At 39.1% G+C, this 18,966-nt stretch carries 14 protein-coding genes; 5 read left to right on the plus strand and 9 right to left on the minus strand.

Annotation, left to right across the window (positions count from 1 at the left end; all coding sequences use genetic code 11):
* Positions 1-5: 5 nt before the first annotated feature.
* On the minus strand, positions 6-662 hold the full coding sequence (locus JKG61_RS17590; RefSeq protein WP_202104269.1) for a protein-L-isoaspartate(D-aspartate) O-methyltransferase: 657 nt from the start codon (positions 660-662) through the stop codon (positions 6-8).
* Between the two features lie 256 nt (positions 663-918).
* On the opposite strand from JKG61_RS17590, the gene blaOXA reads away from it, so the two are divergent.
* Both blaOXA and JKG61_RS17600 read left to right on the plus strand, forming a co-directional pair.
* The gene (gene blaOXA, locus JKG61_RS17595) at positions 919-1,734 is read left to right on the plus strand and encodes a class D beta-lactamase (protein ID WP_202104270.1); all 816 of its coding nucleotides are present in this window, start codon (positions 919-921) and stop codon (positions 1,732-1,734) included.
* Between the two features lie 67 nt (positions 1,735-1,801).
* The gene (locus JKG61_RS17600; RefSeq protein ID WP_202104271.1) at positions 1,802-2,644 is read left to right on the plus strand and encodes a DUF4886 domain-containing protein; all 843 of its coding nucleotides are present in this window, start codon (positions 1,802-1,804) and stop codon (positions 2,642-2,644) included.
* An 11-nt stretch (positions 2,645-2,655) separates the two neighbouring features.
* Here the strand turns inward: JKG61_RS17600 and priA are convergent, their stop codons facing one another.
* Together priA and JKG61_RS17610 are read right to left on the minus strand one after the other, a co-directional pair.
* A complete protein-coding gene (priA, locus tag JKG61_RS17605; RefSeq protein WP_202104272.1) occupies positions 2,656-5,133 on the minus strand; it encodes a replication restart helicase PriA in 2,478 nt (825 codons plus the stop codon).
* 76 nt (positions 5,134-5,209) lie between these two features.
* Positions 5,210-5,599, minus strand: coding sequence for a DUF423 domain-containing protein (locus JKG61_RS17610; RefSeq protein WP_021068490.1), 390 nt, complete (start codon positions 5,597-5,599; stop codon positions 5,210-5,212).
* Between the two features lie 253 nt (positions 5,600-5,852).
* Here JKG61_RS17610 and JKG61_RS17615 point away from each other — a divergent pair, with 253 nt between their 5' ends.
* From JKG61_RS17615 to JKG61_RS17625, 3 genes are all read left to right on the plus strand, one after another.
* A complete protein-coding gene (locus JKG61_RS17615) occupies positions 5,853-8,465 on the plus strand; it encodes a PQQ-binding-like beta-propeller repeat protein (RefSeq protein ID WP_202104273.1) in 2,613 nt (870 codons plus the stop codon).
* Positions 8,466-8,590: 125 nt separating this feature from the next.
* A complete protein-coding gene (locus tag JKG61_RS17620) occupies positions 8,591-9,601 on the plus strand; it encodes a DHH family phosphoesterase (RefSeq protein WP_202104274.1) in 1,011 nt (336 codons plus the stop codon).
* 19 nt (positions 9,602-9,620) lie between these two features.
* On the plus strand, positions 9,621-10,616 hold the full coding sequence (locus JKG61_RS17625; RefSeq protein WP_202104275.1) for an FKBP-type peptidyl-prolyl cis-trans isomerase: 996 nt from the start codon (positions 9,621-9,623) through the stop codon (positions 10,614-10,616).
* 57 nt (positions 10,617-10,673) lie between these two features.
* On the opposite strand, the gene JKG61_RS17630 is transcribed toward JKG61_RS17625, so the two are convergent.
* Genes JKG61_RS17630 through JKG61_RS17655 form a run of 6 tightly spaced genes read right to left on the minus strand, consistent with a single transcriptional unit; the run spans position 10,674 to position 18,962 of the window.
* A complete protein-coding gene (locus JKG61_RS17630) occupies positions 10,674-11,993 on the minus strand; it encodes a MutS-related protein (RefSeq protein ID WP_202104276.1) in 1,320 nt (439 codons plus the stop codon).
* Between the two features lie 10 nt (positions 11,994-12,003).
* Positions 12,004-13,344, minus strand: coding sequence for a MutS-related protein (locus JKG61_RS17635; protein ID WP_202104277.1), 1,341 nt, complete (start codon positions 13,342-13,344; stop codon positions 12,004-12,006).
* An 8-nt stretch (positions 13,345-13,352) separates the two neighbouring features.
* A complete protein-coding gene (locus JKG61_RS17640; RefSeq protein WP_202104278.1) occupies positions 13,353-15,653 on the minus strand; it encodes a Gldg family protein in 2,301 nt (766 codons plus the stop codon).
* 4 nt (positions 15,654-15,657) lie between these two features.
* A complete protein-coding gene (locus JKG61_RS17645) occupies positions 15,658-16,608 on the minus strand; it encodes an ABC transporter ATP-binding protein (protein ID WP_202104279.1) in 951 nt (316 codons plus the stop codon).
* 36 nt (positions 16,609-16,644) lie between these two features.
* Positions 16,645-18,168 carry a PKD-like family lipoprotein gene (locus tag JKG61_RS17650; RefSeq protein WP_202104280.1) on the minus strand — a complete coding sequence of 508 codons (1,524 nt, stop codon included), beginning with the start codon at positions 18,166-18,168 and terminating at the stop codon, positions 16,645-16,647.
* Positions 18,169-18,185: 17 nt separating this feature from the next.
* On the minus strand, positions 18,186-18,962 hold the full coding sequence (locus JKG61_RS17655; RefSeq protein ID WP_202104281.1) for a DUF4843 domain-containing protein: 777 nt from the start codon (positions 18,960-18,962) through the stop codon (positions 18,186-18,188).
* Positions 18,963-18,966 lie beyond the last annotated feature (4 nt).

The raw sequence follows: 18,966 nt of genomic DNA on the forward strand, positions 1-18,966 counted from the left end.
TAGGTTTACCAGGCTCTATCACCTACTAATGGTACAAATCTAAAAGTATCTAATTCTATTCGTTCAAAATCATTTTCTCCAATACGCAGGATAGTTACCATCTTCTGACTTTTCTCATCTCCGACGGGTATCACCAAAAGGCCTCCCAGCTTCAATTGTTGTAGCATAATTTCTGGCACAAAGGGAGCTCCAGCTGTAACAATAATCTTATCATAAGGTGCATGCTGTACAATTCCTTTCGAGCCATCGCCTAAAAAGAAATGGGGTTTATATCCCATATAGGGAAGAACTTGAATCGTTCTATTATACAAACTCTCTTGTCGCTCGATCGTAAACACCTCTGCTCCCAGCTCTAATAAAATACAAGTCTGATACCCAGAGCCTGTTCCAATCTCTAAGATTTTATCTCCTCTTTTGACATGCAATAATTCAGATTGATAAGCAACTGTATAGGGCTGGGATATCGTCTGTCCGTCTCCTATTGGAAAGGCGATATCTTTATACGCCTGATTCCAGAATGTTTCATCAAAGAAATAATGTCTCGGCACCTTTCCCATGGCCTCAAGCACTCTTCTATCCTGAATACCTCTGCCTTCAAGGTGCTTTACAAGCTTGTTCCTTGCACCTTTTTCCCTATAATTATCTACAAACTTATATGCCATTATTCCTCAAAAATACCCTAATTAACGGATATTTTAAGGAATAAATACAAAATGTTTGAAGTCAGCATCTTCCCAAATAAAACATTCTTCTTTATCAAACAACGCCCAACTGTTGGACACCAAACTCCATATTGCTAGGCATTCCACCCCTCCGTGCCGATCTAATAACTATAGAGCTTGCGCACAGATTACTTCAATAATAAAACATAAATATTTTGATTTTTAGTATCTTTCTCACTTCAAAAGCAAATAGTCAATGTACAAACTTTTTTTTCTTTCTTTACTATCCTTCTGTCTTGCATGCGGAACTGCATCTAGAAACAGTAATCAAAACGACAAGTATAAAAATGATTTCACCTCTATTTTAAACAACTATGATTTAAAGGGGAGCATACTCATCTATGATCCACAGGAACAGGAATATTATTCTAACGATTTCGAATGGGCCGATCGAGGTTTCCTACCCGCATCGACTTTTAAAATCCCGAATAGCATCATCGCTCTAGAGTCTTCGGTCCTAAGAAGTGATACTTCTATCCTCAAATGGGATGGCCAAAAAAGAGATTTTGAAAATTGGGAGAAGGATCTCACTTTACGAGAGGCTTTCCAAACATCCTGTGTCCCCTGTTTTCAGGAAATCGCACGTAAGATTGGTGTAGCAAATATGAAAACCTACCTCAACAAACTTCATTACAATGGCATGGATGTTCGGACAGAGAATATGGATTCTTTTTGGCTCAAAGGAAACTCACAGATATCCTGCTTCGAGCAAATCGATTTTTTAGAACGTTTTATATCAAAAAAACTCCCCATACTCAATACAACCCGAGAGACCATGTTAAGGGTATTTCTTATAGAAGAAGGCAAAAACTACAAGCTGTCAGGTAAAACAGGTTGGTCTTATAACGAAATCGACAATAACGGTTGGTTTGTAGGCTTTCTAGAAAAAGACGAAAAAAAATACTATTTTGCTTTAAACGCTACACCTAAAGATCCTAAGAGAATGGAAAAATTCACTGAGGGTCGCAAACAAGCCGTATATGATGCGCTCAAAACAATGAAACTAATGTAAATCACAACAAATAACTGAAACTCAAAATCGATCCGCTAACAGCGCATTATTAAACAATTAAACACTTATGAACAAAATCACCCTAACCTTAATCTTATTCGCTACTTTCTGCCATGCCTTATTCGCTCAAGAAGCTGGCACACTCAAAATATTGGCCATAGGCAATAGTTTTTCCGAGGATGCTATCGAAAACTACTTGTACGATCTGGCTAAAACCAATAACAAAAAAATGATAATAGGAAACCTCTATATTGGGGGAGCTCCTTTAAAACTCCATGTTGAAAATGCTAAAACCGACAAAGCAAGTTATAGTTACCGTAAAACAAATATAGATGGAACAAAATCTTCTACTAAAAGCACAAGCATCGCACAAGCTTTAAAAGATGAAGACTGGGATTATATCAGCCTACAACAAGCGAGCCCCTATTCAGGAAAGCACACTATTATCATGGAGAGCTTACCAGCATTAGTCGCTTATGTGAATAGCCTAAAACCATCAAACGCCCAGCTTATTTATCACCAGACATGGGCCTACCAAAATGACTCAGATCACAAAGGCTTTAGCAATTATGAAAGGAGTCAAGAAATCATGTATAAACACATAGCTCAAACAACGAAGAAAATCAACAAGTCAGGTGTTTTTGCTTTCGTAGTACCTGCGGGAACAGCTATACAAAACGCAAGAACTTCTTCTATCGGAGACAAATATACACGTGACGGCTACCACCTGCAATTAGATTACGGTCGCTTTACGGCCGCTTGCACCTGGTACGAGATGCTATTCAAGCTAGATGTACGCGAGAACAGCTACAAACCTGAAAAGGTGAGTGACCTACAAGCAAGAATTGCTAAAGAAGCTGCTCATAAAGCGGTCAAAAAGCCATTTAAGGTCTCTAAAATAAACTTATAGCTTATCTCTACCTAGTACGGATCTATATCCAACTGGATCCGTACTCCTGAATTGAGCTTATCCAGTTCGAAGGAAAGTATAGCTGCACGGATAAGCTCCTTGACCTTTACAATACTTACGTGACCACGCTCGACCTTTAAGGTAATGGTCTGTATATAATTATTACGCACTCTAGAGACCAAGGGAGGCTCAGGCCCCAACACTCTATCCCCCAATTGTGCGCGCAACAGAACTGCAAGTTTTTGAGCAGAATCCAATGTCTGTTGTTGATCCGGATGCTTGACATCCAAACGTATCAACCTATAAAACGGTGGATAATGAAAGTTTTTACGTTCTGTAACTTCTTTCATAAACATCCCTTCATAGTCATGCTGAACAACCTGCTCTATAACGCGATGATTAGGTGTATAAGTCTGTATTACGACTTTACCCAGGGCATCTCTACGACCCGCCCTTCCGGCAACCTGTGAGAACAATGAGAAAGCTCTTTCATAGGCTCTGAAGTCCGGAAAGTTGATAATCGTATCCGCATTAATAATTCCGATTAAGCTCACTCGACCAAAGTCTAGTCCCTTGGCCACCATCTGTGTACCAATCAACACATCATACTCATGATCATCAAATGCCGTAATGATTTTATCAAAACCATACTTGCCCCGTGTAGAATCTAAATCTAGCCGACCAATACGAAGCTCTGGCATTAGGATTTCCAACTCTTCCTCCACTCGCTCTGTTCCAAAACCTTTACTCTCCATATGTGGCATACCACAAGCTGGACACACATTAATAGGAACCTCTGAATGTCCACAATAATGACAATGTAGTAAGTGAGATGTTTTATGATAGGTAAGACTTACATCACAATTCACACACTTAGCCACATATCCACAAGTACTACACTGTACGAAAGGAGTATGTCCTCTTCGGTTTTGAAATAGGATGACTTGCTCTTTACGCCCTACGGCCTCTTTAATTCCATTCAGCAAGGTTTCACTGAAATAGGAGTGCATTTTGTTTTTCCTGCTTTCTTCAGGAATATCTACAATCTCAATTTCAGGCAATTGTGCTTCCCCATAGCGTCTCAACAGTTGTACCAGTCCATATTTGCCCGCTTTCGCATTATAATAACTCTCCACTGATGGTGTAGCTGATCCCAAAAGAACCTTAGCTCCATGAAGATGTCCTAGATATATGGCTGTATCGCGTGCGTGATACCTTGGCGCTGGATCAAACTGTTTATAGGAGTTCTCGTGCTCTTCATCCACGATGATAAGTCCCAAATTTTGAAAGGGCAAAAACACGGAGGATCGAGCCCCAATAATAACACGGAACTCATTTTTTAAAACTTTATGCCATACCTCTGCCCGCTCATTGTCATTAAATTTGGAATGATAAACTCCTAACTGATTTCCAAAGTGAAGTCTCAATCGTTCTGTAATCTGGGCAGTCAAAGCAATCTCAGGCAAAAGATAAAGAGCGTTTTTACCCCCCGCAAGCATCTCTTCAATCAACCGAATATAAAGTTGGGTTTTTCCAGATGCAGTAACGCCATGCAGGAGGACCACTTCCTTTTGTCTAAAAAGGCTACCAATTTCATCAAAAGCATGTTTTTGATCGTTGCTGAAATCAAATTCCTTAGTCATCTGCATATCTACCCCTTCAAACCTACTCACTACCTTCTCCCTTATCACAAAGACACCTTTATCGATCAGCGCTGTAATTGCACCTGCCCCACAAGCTGTTGCTTCCTGTAAATCTTGTCGGGTTATATCCTGCTTATTCTTTACAAGTTGTAAAAAACCCAATACGGCATCCTGCTGTTTCGGCGCTCTATTCAGACTGTCCAATAGCAACCTTTTTCCTTCAGAATCATTATATTCAGAAGCCATAGAAAGGAACGATTTTGTTTTAGGCTTATACTTTTCTTTTATCTCTTCCGAAATGAGAATAAACCCTTGCTCAAAAAGTGACCTCAATAATGGAAAGACAGATTTCTGTCCTAATATCTTAGTCACATCCGCTACACGAAGCTCTCCTGCAATATCAAGTGCTTCTAAGACCAAATACCCTTTATCGGAAAGTATCGTCCTGTCTAGGTCAGGATTCTCAGCTGCTACAATCTTAGTCTCAGAAGCCATTTTAAGAGCTGCCGGCAATGCAGCCTGCATCACCTCTCCCAATTGGCACATATAATAGTCCGACATCCATTGCCACAGTTTTAGTTGCGTCCCGTCGACAATAGCGTTGTCATCGACAACCTCTAAAATATACTTTGCTTCATATTTCAAGGGTGCTTCTGTCGAGACATCTTTCACAATGGCCGAATACACTTTATTCTTTCCAAACTGAACGATTACCCTTATCCCTATCCTGATTTTTTCATTCCATTCAAAGGGTACTCGATAGGTGTAGGTCTTCGCTATGAAAAGTGGTAACACCACTTCTACAAATAAAGTATTACGCTCGGCGAACAAATCAATATTATGCATCTAACAAAGATAGGTAAAAACCCACAGTAGCACACTGCGGTAAAGATGTGACGGATACGAAATCGAGAGAAAAAGACTATGCTCTATGTTTGACAGCTGCTACAAACAGGCCTATCCAACCGATCATAAAACAAAGACCACCTAATGGTGTCACCGGCCCCAGGAACTTCCACCCCTCTATTCCCAGTAAAGAGCGAACACTAAGTAGATACAATGACCCTGAAAACAGAAGAATTCCAATAGTAAAAGCTATAAAGGATACACGGATGGATTGACTCTTGGCTCTGGAAAAAGTAGAAAGAAACAGCAAGGCAAAAACGTGATAAAAATGATATTGATTGGCAGTCTTCCAAGTGCCTAGATGATAATCACTGATTTTTCCCTCAAGACCATGTGCTCCAAATGCTCCTAAAGCCACAGCGATCAAACCCAAAAACGAAGCAGTTAAAATGATTTGCTTATTCATGTATTTTTATTCAGAAACTACTTATGTTGAACTTTTGTTTATAAATGTATAAAATATCCCCTATAAATTAGGCATTTTTATTTTTTTACAGCTAAAGACTGTTAAAAGATCAGTATTTGCGTCGAATATTGGCATTCACGACACATTCTATTACCAATAGAAAATATTCACGTGATTAAATGAATTCAAACAATGATGAAAAGTTTTTGTTACGTTATTTATAAAATAGCAGTGAAATAAGTAGGTTTGCAATATGCGAAATACTATTATCCTTTCGGTAATTCTATTTGTAGCGGTTGTCGCTGCTTCCATATATTACTTCCGTGATCTTGATGGTGAACATAACCGAGCAGCCAAGCCGCTACGTTATCTCCCTGACAATGCGCTTCTAATTGCTGCTGTTGGAAACAATGAAGCCTCGGATAATATCTTTAAAGACTTTGAGATTTTTGAAGCTCTACTAGGGAAACAGGATTTTGACTTGATAAGTCAGTTCAAGAGTAACCTGCTGCGCCATGAAGCTCTAAAAAAATATGTGGACGACTCCGAAGTATACATTTCCTTCCATCCTGAAGGCAAGAAAACAGAAAGTATACTCACTATCCCGACTTCTACAGCTATCGCTTCATCCGAATTTGCTACTATATTAAATACAATTCGTAAACAATACAAAATTAACGACATAGACACCTTAGGGCATAAAGTATATCAGATACAATACGGGGCAAAAGATTCTACCCTGTTTTCTGTTTATTACAACAACATTTTCTTTGCTACCAAGTCTATGAATCTGCTTACCAGAATACTCGACAAGCATAGCAAACATCTTCCCGACTCCCAGATCGATTTCTTTCTGAAAGGTGATTCACGCAACACAGCGTTAAGTATTTACTTTCCACACCAGCAATATGACAGTATCGTAAATTTATATCAACGCAGAAACAATGGTGCTTTTTTAGATTTATTCAAAAATATGCAGGGACAGTCCGTTTGGAACATCAACTTCAAACAAGATGCGTTAATGCTTACAGGAGAAAGTGAACTTGACCAATACTCGGAAAACTACGTATCTTTATTTAAAAATCAGGAAAAGACAAGTCAGCGTCTATACACCTACTTCCCTTCTAGCACAGCAGTGTATATGGAGTGCAGTATAAGTGATCGTACTCGTTTTCAAAAAGATCTAAAGGATCTCTTTAAAAGAAGAAAGGAAAAAATTGCAGAAGAAATCGACACGACAGGAAGACGAGAACAGCTTACAAGCTTAATGGGTAATGATATTGCTTTTGTCGAAACGGCTTCCAGCAGTTTTATAGGCTATATTAGATTGGAGAACAAGGAAGCCTGGGTGGAGCTAGAGAAAGATTTCTTAGAGAATCTACAAGACTCTATATATCGTTTTAAATCATCAGGCTTACTGTATGCGCAATTTGGCGACCTTTTTAAAGAGCTACCCCGCCCTTATGTAACACGCATTGACGATGTGCTGGTCCTAGCCAACAGTAGCAGGACATTAAAAGATTACAAAGACGATGTGGAAAGAAGAGACTTCTTAACAGGAACGTTAGGATTTAAAAACTTTGAAAAATTACAGGGAAATGAGGCCAACGTTACACTTTTTGTACACACCAGAAATGCAAACTCTAAGCTATTAAACTCCTTGAACCAACCTTTCCAAAACAACTTTAAAGACAAAGAAAATTTTGGTTTTCAGGATTTCTATTCCTGGTCCGTACAATTGTCTGGTAATGCAGGTAAATTCACCTCACAGCTTTATGCACTATTCAAAAGCAAGAATGCCCTGGGAGCTACGCCAGAATGGACCTACTCTTTTGAGAACAAGGCCATCACAAAACCATACATATTTGAGCATTCCGACACGAGTCAGTTTATACTCATCCAAGAACTGGACCACACCGTCCATGCAATCAGCCCGCAAGGCCAGAAACTATGGTCTACAGTATTCGCTGGTCGAGTTGTCGGCGATATTCAACAGCTGGAAGATCGCAGCATGCTGTTAGTAACAGATCGCAATCGATTATATCGCTTTGACACAAACGGAAAACCGCTAAAAGGGTTTTCTGTGGAAATTCCGGATGAGCCCATAGCTCAACCTTCTGTGGTGACCCTACAAGGAAAAACAATAATCTTGGTACCTACCCGAAAGAAGATCCATGCTTTTGAGATGGATGGTACCCACCAGAATAATTGGGGGACTTTGGAGATAGAAGGCGATATATTAGGTCCTGTGTTCAAGGCCCATAATCAAATTGCTATAGGCACTACCTCCGGAAAAATATATCTTATCAATGAGAACGGACAAAAATCAAGTGAAATTCGAATAGGAAATAACATCCAACTCCGAAATCCTATCGGCTTGCTACAAGAGAATAGCCCTAACAGTGATTTTCTCGCAATAGATACTACAGGTCGCTTGTACATAATACCCACTGAGGGAGCAAGCAAGTCCTTTTTACCGGATCGAATGGCTGCATCCAGTCTAGCAGACTTTGTAAATATAAATACGTCGCCCCACTCGGAACTTGTCAATATCAACAATGATCTCCTGCGCGTTTATGACATTGCAGACAGCACACGTCTTCTTTTTGAGTACAACTTTACGAAGACAATCAATGATCGTCCACAGTATTTTCAACTGCCCAACAACGGAGGATTCCGAATCGGAGTTGCGTCAAAGGCCACAAACCTTATTTATCTTTTTAATAGCGAGGGTGGTTTAGAAAATGGATTCCCAGTGGAAGGACAACCATTGTTCCATTATGGCCGAATAAACTATAATAGTGACACTTATTTATTATGTATGCGACGCGACCATAAACTATATGCTTTTAAACATCAAAAATAGCTAAGACTCGATGTTAGAGAAAGGACAATTGTCTCTTTTTTCATTGCAAAAACACAGTGTAATTGCATTAAAAATAATTTTCTTGCCAAACGAATAATTTGTACGTTTGTATTCTTATATTTTTTATGTTACGAGGAGAAAATAATTTAACATTACTGACCCAACCTAGACGTATTGTCATCACAACACATCACAAGCCCGATGGAGACGCTTTAGGTTCATCCCTAGCGCTATATCATTGGCTAAAAAAAAGGAATCATGATGTTTCTGTAGTACTATCATCAGATTTCCCTTCTTTTTTGGACTGGATGCCGGGACGTTCAGATGTCATTATCTATCCCGAACAGACCAAGTCTGCAAAGGAGCTATTGGCTAATGCTGAAATTGTATTCTGTCTGGACTACAGTGCACTTTCTCGAACAAATATTCTCGAACAGTTTATTACCGCATCTCCTGGTCAAAAGTGGATGATTGACCATCATTTAGACCCAGAAGATTTCGCATCGTTGGTTTATTGGGATTCTTCGGCTGCTGCAACTGCGCAGTTGATTTATACTTTTATAACAGACGTAATCGGCGCACGCGAAGAAATAAATGCCGATATAGCGACTTGTTTATATGCAGGTATTATGACCGATACCGGCTCTTTCCGCTTCCGTTCTACGACCGCCGCTGTGCATCACATTATAGCCAATCTAATCGAGGCCGGAGCACGGAACTGGGAAATCCATGAACACATCTATAACAGCTCGACAGAACGCCGGTTAAAATTTTTAGGCTATGCCCTACTCAACTGTCTCGAGGTTGTACCGAAGTACAACACAGCTCTTTTTGCAATAAGTAAGGAAGACCTTGCACAATTCGAAATCACTACTGGTGATACCGAGGGACTAGTAAATTATGCATTATCGATAAAAGGTATTCGTTTAGCTGCATTAATTATTGACAGAACTGAATTAATTAAATTATCTTTACGCTCAATTGGCGAAATTCCTTGCAATGAGATATGTAAAAAGTATTTCAACGGGGGCGGACATTTGAATGCATCTGGAGGTAGTTCGACAGCTGATTTAGCCTCTGTTGTAAATACATTTAAATCTATATTACCAGAATATAACGACATATTAACAAAGTAAATAAGTATTAATCAATAAAATGAAGAAATCAGTTTTATTTTTATCAGCAGCTGCAATGTTACTAGCTGCTTCATGCCAGAGCTTCAAAAAAGGTGAAGGCGGTCTAGAATACAATCTAGTAGACGATGTAGCCAAAGAGAAAGCGCAATCAGGTGACTTTTTAATGGTCGATCTAACGATCAGATCAGACAGAAATGACTCTGTTTTAAATAGTACATATGATTTGAATATGCCTCAACCTATACAAATCGCACCCGATACTATTCCTGGAGCCTATAAAGGAGATTACAATTCCATGTTTAAATTTTTAGGTGAAGGTGACTCTGCTGTATTCAAATTGAATATGGACACCATGGCCGCTAAAACTGGACAACCTAAACCAGAATTCGCAGACAAATTTGTTACGTTTACAGTTAAGGTCAGAAAGCACTTCAAAAAAGGTCAATTAACGGACTCTGCTTTATACGCCGAAATCGACAATTATTTCAAAGGAGAATTAGAAGGCTTGAAAAAAGCAGAAGAAGGAAAGATTTCAAAATATGTTGCTGACAACAAACTAGAACCTAAAAAGACGGCATCTGGTTTACAATACGTAGTAACTGAAGAAGGGAAAGGCGCTAAACCGGTATTAGGAGATACAGTAGTCGTTAACTACACAGGTATGCTGACTAACGGTACTGTCTTTGATTCTTCGATTAAAGAGAATGCAATCAAAGCAAAGCTTCCAATGGATCCTATGCGCACTTTTGAGCCATTAAAATTCAGTATTGGAAATCAACCTGTTATTCAGGGGTGGACTGAGGGTCTCTTATTGTTTGGTAAGGGAACAAAAGCGACACTTATCATTCCATCATCGTTGGCATACGGAGATCGCCCTGCAGGACAAAAGATTCCTCCTTATGCACCGTTGATCTTTGATGTAGAACTAGTTGACGTAATTAAAGGCGTAGCTCCAGCACAAGCACCAGCTACTCCCAATGCCACAGCTCCAACAATAACTGAGCCTACAAACTAAGAGTAAAAAGATTATAAATATAAAGCGCCCTATTTCTCGGGCGCTTTTTTTAATTACTCATTCTCCCGCTATAATACCCAGTATCCCTTCATTTTCAATAATCATCATTCCCTGCCTATCACTAGAGATTCCCTCAGTAAGATAATAAGTATATCTAGGACTAGTTCCCTCCAACACCGTTGGTAAATATCTAAATTGAATATTTGCACTTGTCCTTGCCAACTCCTCTCCAACTTCTAAAATATGCGTAGAAATAACAAACAGACAATTGCTATGAACAGCAAATGCTTTGGTGACGGCCAGTGTTGCATCGAAGGCATCTTTGACATTCGTTCCTTTAAAAAGCTCGTCAAATAATATGAGTAGATTCTTTCCATCACTCACCTTTTGTGCTACAGTCTTCACCCGAAGTACCTCCGCATAAAAATGGCTGTATCCCTGATCAATATCATCGGGGACATTTATCGATGAATATATCCCATCTCGCACTGAGAATTCAAACTCACTTGCCGCAACGGGCATGCCCAAATGTGCGAGATACATAGTCACTCCTATAGTTTTCATCCATGTAGATTTACCTGCCATATTGGCTCCGGTCAGAAAAAGGACATTTTCCGATTGGTGCAGTGAGATCGAGTTGCAGACAGCTTTATCAAGAGCAGGATGTCTTAAACCTACAGCCCTAAGTCGATTGCTAGAACCTGCACACGCGGTAGCATATCCCATTCCCTTTCTTCTCGCCATAGCGGCTACCGAAATATATACATCTAGCTCATAGAATGTTTGTAGCAATCTCTTCAAATGAGAATAAATGGTATTCTTAAATAAAAAGTGAAAACGAATATTATCCCATATCGAGTTTGAGGAATCTGTCGACATCGCTTGTAAGACTTTAGGATCATCGAGCAGATCATCTAGCCAGTTGTAATCTTTTTGATAAGGATGTGCTCCAATCATTTTCAATTGCTTCCAAAATATCGAAAAATCATTCAAAAATCTTATTGCTGCTTCTATCCCTTTACAGATCTCACTATAACCAATCGATCGAATTGCTATTTCTGCTATTTTTTCTTGGATTACACCGGTCGCTGTATTAAACCAACTTCCCTGTTTGCCTGAGGTAAGATATTGTTCAAAATCTGCCACATTCTGTTTGTCGAAGGAAAAGGCCAATTCCTGTTTTTGAAAAAACTGGAAAGTGGCAGCTCGTTGATTAATAACCTCAGGATCATGCATTGGAGTAAGAAACATGGATTCCAATAACTTTTCGCCACCAGAAGTTGTAACGGTATTAAAAATGCTATAAATAGAATTAGTTTTGTACTTTCCGAGTAAATTCAAGTCTTCTAAACTTTGTTTGTCAATAATGAAACTCATGCTTTTCTAACTATTTTATTTTTAACAAATCAAGGATACCTGAATTTTCTACAATCACCATCCCATGACGATCCTCCGTAATACCTGCATTTAACTTGTATGTATATACCGGCGCCATACCCTCCATCTCTGTCGGCAAATAACAAAATTGTATAGGAAGATTAGCTTCTTTCAGTATCGTACCCGCCTCCATAATATGTGTAGATACCACAAACATACAATTGGTCTTCTTCGCAAAGGCTTCTGTAATAGCTACGGTAGCCTCATAAGCATCTTTAACATTGGTACCACGAAACAATTCGTCAACAATAACCAGAAGATGCTTACCTAGCCCTACCTCCATAGCGACTTTTTTAATACGTAACACTTCTGCATAAAAGTGGCTGATTCCCTTATTTAGACTATCTGGAAGATTGATACTCGTAAAAATCCCCTCCTTCACAGAAAAAGACATCGCTTTTGCTGGAATAGGAAATCCCATATGTGCGAGATATAAGGCCATTCCAATAGTTTTCATCAATGTGGATTTACCTGCCATATTCGCACCGGTCAGAAATAATACGTTTCCTGACGAATCCATCATCAGATTATTCGCGACTGGATTATCCAGATAGGGATGATATACTCCCTCCAACATAAACTCTCGAGCCGATGCTGGCTTTACCTCCGCATAACAGAAATTACGTTCTTTGGCTACCTTTGTCACCGAGAGATAAGCATCCCACATATAAACGCGCTTAAGCAGTCGATATGCAGCGTCTCTTTTTTTAAAGCGAAGAAGTGAATCATATCCCACCAAGGTATTATAGGTTGCTGTTCGAATAGATTTCTCTTCAAGAAATGATCTCAGATCCTCATCATTCACCCATTGTTGCATAGGCTCCAATTCTGTTTTATAAAATGCTGAATCAGTTTCTATACTTTTTTTGAGTTTTTCATTTAAAAATCCGGATATCACTATCGAAAGTTCATGCAATGCGTATAGGCCACTTTCCATAGTCTTCACCTGAGGATCCGCAGCTACAAAACCTTTTAGCTTCTCAACGAGAGAACTTTCCTCCTTTTCCTTTAACCTGGAGCGTTCGTCATTATTTGCCAAATATTGCTCAATGACCTCTAAAAGGCCTGGATCACATGGAAATTTTTGCTCACTCGCAGTGAAATAGGCTAAAATCTGCTGCCGATCCTTTATTTTATTTTCATCAGCAAGGGGGTAGCGGAACATATTTTCTAGCTGTTCCGCTCCTCCTCGGGTTAGCGTTTTATCAAATAGACTAAATAGAGAGCGTTCTCCGTTCTTACCAAAGACCTTCAGATCATTCCATGTTTGCTGATCAGTCGAAAAATACATACCCTTCACTATTTACGTTTTCTCCTAATCAATAAAATTGTTCCTATTAAAGCCATCATCCCTGGGATAAGCCCTAAGAAAATCCATTTAAGCGGTCCTATTTGCGATCCCGAAAGATTGATTTTATCGTCTATAGGTTTTTGCATAGTAACCTCAATTGGCAACTTACCGTAAGTAAACCAGCCAATAAACCCTTTGTAAAACTCGGTATTCCCGACCAATGAAGAGCTTTTTTCTAGCTCACCATTGCTCATAAAATCAGCATCTCCTATCACTAGAATTCGTTGCTCTCTATCCTTCATGTTTCGCGTTATAGCTAGAGCCGTTGGATACGACTTCAACTCATCTCCTTCTTGAGGATTATAGATCAGTCTAGCCGAATCCAACACAACAATGCCCTTTTTATTCCAAGAAGCATCCGCTTTTGTCTCCAGCAATGGACTCACGTCAAAATCCGTATACTGTTCATACGTTAATCCTACCACTCCTCGAGTCATTATAGGCACCTGTCTTTTATATAAAGAAGAGATGCTTTTACCAAATTCAAGCCCTTTGTTTGTGATATAAGATTTTACCTGATCCGCAGATAGCTTTTCATCTTGCTCGACTAAGGTACCTTCTATCATTTGAACACCAATCCTTTTTAAGATCGGATTAAGCACAGACTGCTTTCCTGGCTCTCCAGCGAACAAAATATTTCCTCCTTGATCCATATATTGTTCGATTTTGGATACTACAGTTGGAGAGAAATCTGCTCGAGGGTCAGCAACGACCAATGCTGCCAATCCCGCAGGAATTTCTTGGCCACTCAAATCTAAATTCTCGATTTTGAATCCCTGATTAATCAACGATGCCCTATCATTAAGAGCCTTAGTTGCCAAATGATAACCACGCTCATCCAAATTATCAACGCTTCTTTCCTCTTGCCCCTGTAAAAATGCTATCCTAGGTGCCCCATCAGTAAGGCTATTCAATACCGCAGCCAATTCTATTTCAGAAGGCCATATCATCATGTCTTCAAAAGTGCGCAGGAACTCTTTCTTTCCTTTATATTCTAGGAGCATCACCAATCGATTCTTCTCTGGAGCTAGATCGACGATTTTTTGGATTTCATCGGGCTTTAAAAACTTACTAAGGTCTGTTTTCAGGATTTTCGCCCTATTCTGTGCCGTTTCCTCAAAAGTTGCATTGGGATTTCCAGTATACAGAGCGGGGTTATTTACTTTATCATAATAGTAAACGTAGTCTACTTCAATGTTCGATTTAAACCGACGAAAGGCTTCCCAACGACGCACATCCAATGCACGATACCGAGGCATTCCACTAAAATAGGTGTTGTCCAAAAGGTTGACGTACATGGTCACTTTCAAAGGCTCTTCACCCAAATCTTTAAGTCTTTTTTGAGTATCCACACTGATTGTATTTCTATTTGGTCTACTGGCATCAAAAAACACAATATGACTAACTGATGAAGTTACATAACCAATAATTAAAACCCCCACTATTACTGCCGAATGCTGTCCCAATGAGATTATTGCTTTCTGAGACTTTCTCTTACCGTTCAATTTCAGCCAAGCAAACATCAAAAACATGATAGTGATCAAGACATAATAGATTATATCCCTTGATGTTATAAGGCCAGAAATCATAAGTTCTGTGCGGTTTCCTATGGATAGATAGCCGGTTATATTCCGTAAAAAATCATAGTCTTGCCAAACCGTACCGATATATCTTAAGAATGCGAATACAGCAAATGTAGATAGTGCGGCAACCACCTGGTAACTTGTCAGGCAGGACATAAATAGACCTATAGCAGAATATGCACTAAGCAATAGAAATAGTGCGAAGAAGCCACTAAAAATCAAACCAAGGTCAATATTCTCGATATGGAAACAAGCAAAGCAAACGATAATAGCCAATAAAAATAACATACATAGGCTAAAAGCCAACATCGCTAGCTGTTTTCCAAGCAGTATACTGGATAGTTTAACCGGTGAAGAATACAAAAGCTTAATCGTTCCAGTCTGCATCTCCCGACTAATGAGCCCCATAGTTATTAAGGGGATATAGAGATAGATATTCTGTAATACGGTAGAAATAAAGAGGCCTCCCCTTCGTTGATCTGCAAATAGCAAATAAGTAAAGTCACGCTGTTTGGTCCCTAATTCTTGAACTGTAATATTCGATTCGATTAGTCCTAAATAAGCAATAGAAATCTGGACAAAAAATATAATCAATAAAAACCAGGCAATCGGCGAGTAAAATAAAGTACTTAATTCTACACGTGCTATTCTTAATATTGTCTTCATAAACTCAGTCTTGTATTTTGTTCGATTCCGCTTTAGTTTTACCAGATAACTGAGCAAAAATTTCATCCAGTGAGGTCTTATCTAAATAGATTTCCTGTAAGGCCCATCCTTCCTGTACGCTCTTCCGGACAATTCGATTGGTCACATCCTTATCACCGTCGAAAAATATTCTTAGGGATCTTTCAGTTAAAAAATCCACGGTAGCGACTCCTTCGATTTTAAGGATATCTTCTTTTAGTGGCGGGTTATCCAAATTTACTCTCAAACTGTGCGGAGCGATATAATTATTAAATGCTTCTATAGTATCAGCAAAGACTAACCTCCCCTGATCAATCATTCGAATATCCTTACACAACACCTCGACCTCTGACAAAATATGTGTAGAGAATATTACTGCTCGCTCTTCTGCAATATCTTTAATCAGTGTACGTACCTCTAAAATCTGATTGGGGTCGAGTCCGTTGGTAGGCTCATCTAGTACCACAAGCATAGGTTCATGTATAATAGCCTGAGCAATCCCTACCCGCTGCTGATATCCACCAGAAAGATTTTTCATAAGCCGATGGCTGAAGTGGCTTAACCCGCACCGTTCTTTAGCCATTGCCACAGCTGTCTTTACTTTGCTTGTCGGAACCTGTCTTAGATAAGCACAATGAACCAAATACTCCTCAACAGTAAGGTCTAAATATAAAGGAGCTTGTTGTGGTAGAAATCCAATATCCTGTTTTGCTTTTTCTGGGTGTTTCTGAAGATCTGTTCCGTTGATGATAACCCGTCCTGCAGTCTGGTTTAATACGCCACACATAATATTCATTGTGGTCGATTTGCCCGCTCCATTCGATCCCAACAAGCCTAAAATACCGGTTTTATTGATTTCGAAGTTAATATCTTGTATAGCCCATGAGGTAGAATATCGATGAGATAGTCCTTCCACGGAAATAATAGTTTTACTCATATAAAATATAAGGTGATAACGGTTTAATGAATAACTTTAAAATGTATACGGATAGCTGAAGTAATTAATTGCCGGACCAACGAACAGAGCATCACTAGCACGACCTTTCCCTTCCATAATAATTACCGGATCTGGCAAAAGATTACCACTAGCTTTATTAAACATCCGTATCTTATACCTTTCTCCTTGTTTTGTCCCGATCATCACATAATTATAAGAATAACCTGCTTCGGGTCCAGTTCCAGAAAACTTACGATGCCTGATAAACGTGATTTCCTCATCGCCGGTCACCGTATATTGAAGGCGTTCTATTTTATTGGTTAGGTTCCTTGACCAAATCTCTTTGCCCAAGGAAAAATACATAATATCCTCATCTTGAAACACTAGTGTGTAGTTTATACCATTATATAGCTTTTCATGGGGATTGATTGTTGTATTAGTAATTCTTAATTGATTACCCATTGGATTAATCTGGGCAATCGATTTGTTTGAAGGATCGGTCTTATCTTCAAATATGGCGTATCCATGGAATGGACCGGTATTTTTCAATCCCATATACAGTAACTTCTTATTATTGTTATTGGCGGATAGCGTCGACCCAGGAAAATCCCCAACGGGCAGAAGGTTCATATTTCTATTATTACCAGCAAAAAATGAACTACTTAACTCATCAAAAAAGAATGAGCTTGCTGTATTCATAAGATGATAGGGAGAGAGAAAATAAGGAGCATCTTGTGTCCCCTTTATTTTCCTTCCTCCAAAGGTACCTGTACTGGGGCCTTGTGCAATTAAGCTATGCAACTGCCCGTCATTGACCAAATAGTAGGATAAAAAATCATTCCCTATCATCTGCATATTAGCTCTAGCCGGCTCACCGTGAAAAAGAGTATTAAAGTTTTTGATTATATTTAAATTACTAAGGTTCACTATCCCTACCTCTTTATCCGTTACCACACAAAGAGATCTTGTATTGGCATAAGTTCCATCTGCAGGCGCTTTGAAATCATTGAAGAATCGAATCATAATAGCTCTTCCTTTGAGCTTTGAGCCATTGACCAAACTATATACGTTTTCCACTTTATGATCTGGAAAAATACTATTAGGAGTTGTAAAAAAATCCATATCGGTCTCGTCCGCTTCTTGCTTCAGCACATACCATCCCCTCGTATACTCCGTTGCGACTTCCACTGTACTTTTGAAATATGCGGAATATCCCGTTTTCTTATTTTTGACACGCAGTGACAAGAACCAGTCTTTTGCCGTCTTATTAACAGGATAGACGATCTTTCTATTTCTTCCAATGGTATCCATAACGGGGTTCTTACCTTGTGTATTGATTTCGTAAATACCCCATAGGTATTCAAAATCAGCTTCTTTATTCGAAGAAGAAACGGGGTCTATTATTAATGTATCCAATCCACTAACTACCGAATAATGGGATTCCAACCCTTTTATCGTTATATCCTCCCTCTCGTCTAACCGACTATTTTCTAATTCCTTATTACAAGAATAGAACAATACGGATAGCATAAGAGTTATTAAAATCTTTATAGTTTTCATATGTGTAATACTTGTTTTTATGGGAACGTAATCAAATTACCAAACTCATCTCTTTTATGATCTTTTATTTCTTTGCCCTTATTTTCTTTGATCAATGCGGACTTTAGCATGCTCATCCAATAAGATAGTCGTTCTACATCTGGAATAAGCTTTACCATAAAATCTTGATCCCAGCGTTGTCCCGTAACATCCACCATAAATTGGTGTTTAACCTTGCTGTAGGTGCCGAAATAGAGATCAGAGTACATTTCGTTCCAAATTGCCGGTCTCACCATTTCATCTGAGAATATGATTTTTCGCCATAATAAATCACTTTGCCCTTCTTTAAAATATTCATTTTCCTCCAGCACAAATTTCAATACATAAGCCCGTTCTCGGAGACTAGCGTCCCTCAAGAGAACAATAGGTACACGCGAATGTGAGGTTCCAGCTTTAATCACATACTGCGCTAGAGCATCAGAATTATCAAAGGATTTGTAATGTACATTTGCAATCGCATTATTCGCATTTTTAACTTGCTCCTGCTTAATCTTAAACGGCCGATCTCTATCTGATAAATGTCCCATGGTATAGATATCAAAAAAAACAGTATCGATCAAAACCGTGCTGGGCAAGTATACAAATGTCTGTGTTTTAAGTGTGTCGGCAGTAGGCACCGAAACTTCTGGAATTCTAGCTGGTTCCGGACCAAATTGTATTCTCGCAATATCGGTGTAAAGCAACTCTTTCGATTTTTGACACGCCATCAAACAGAAAGCCGCTAACAGGATAATAGTATAATTTTTAGTTCTCATCGCT

It is taken from the genome of Sphingobacterium faecale (assembly GCF_016746095.1).
Classification (GTDB): Bacteria; Bacteroidota; Bacteroidia; order Sphingobacteriales; family Sphingobacteriaceae; genus Sphingobacterium; species Sphingobacterium faecale.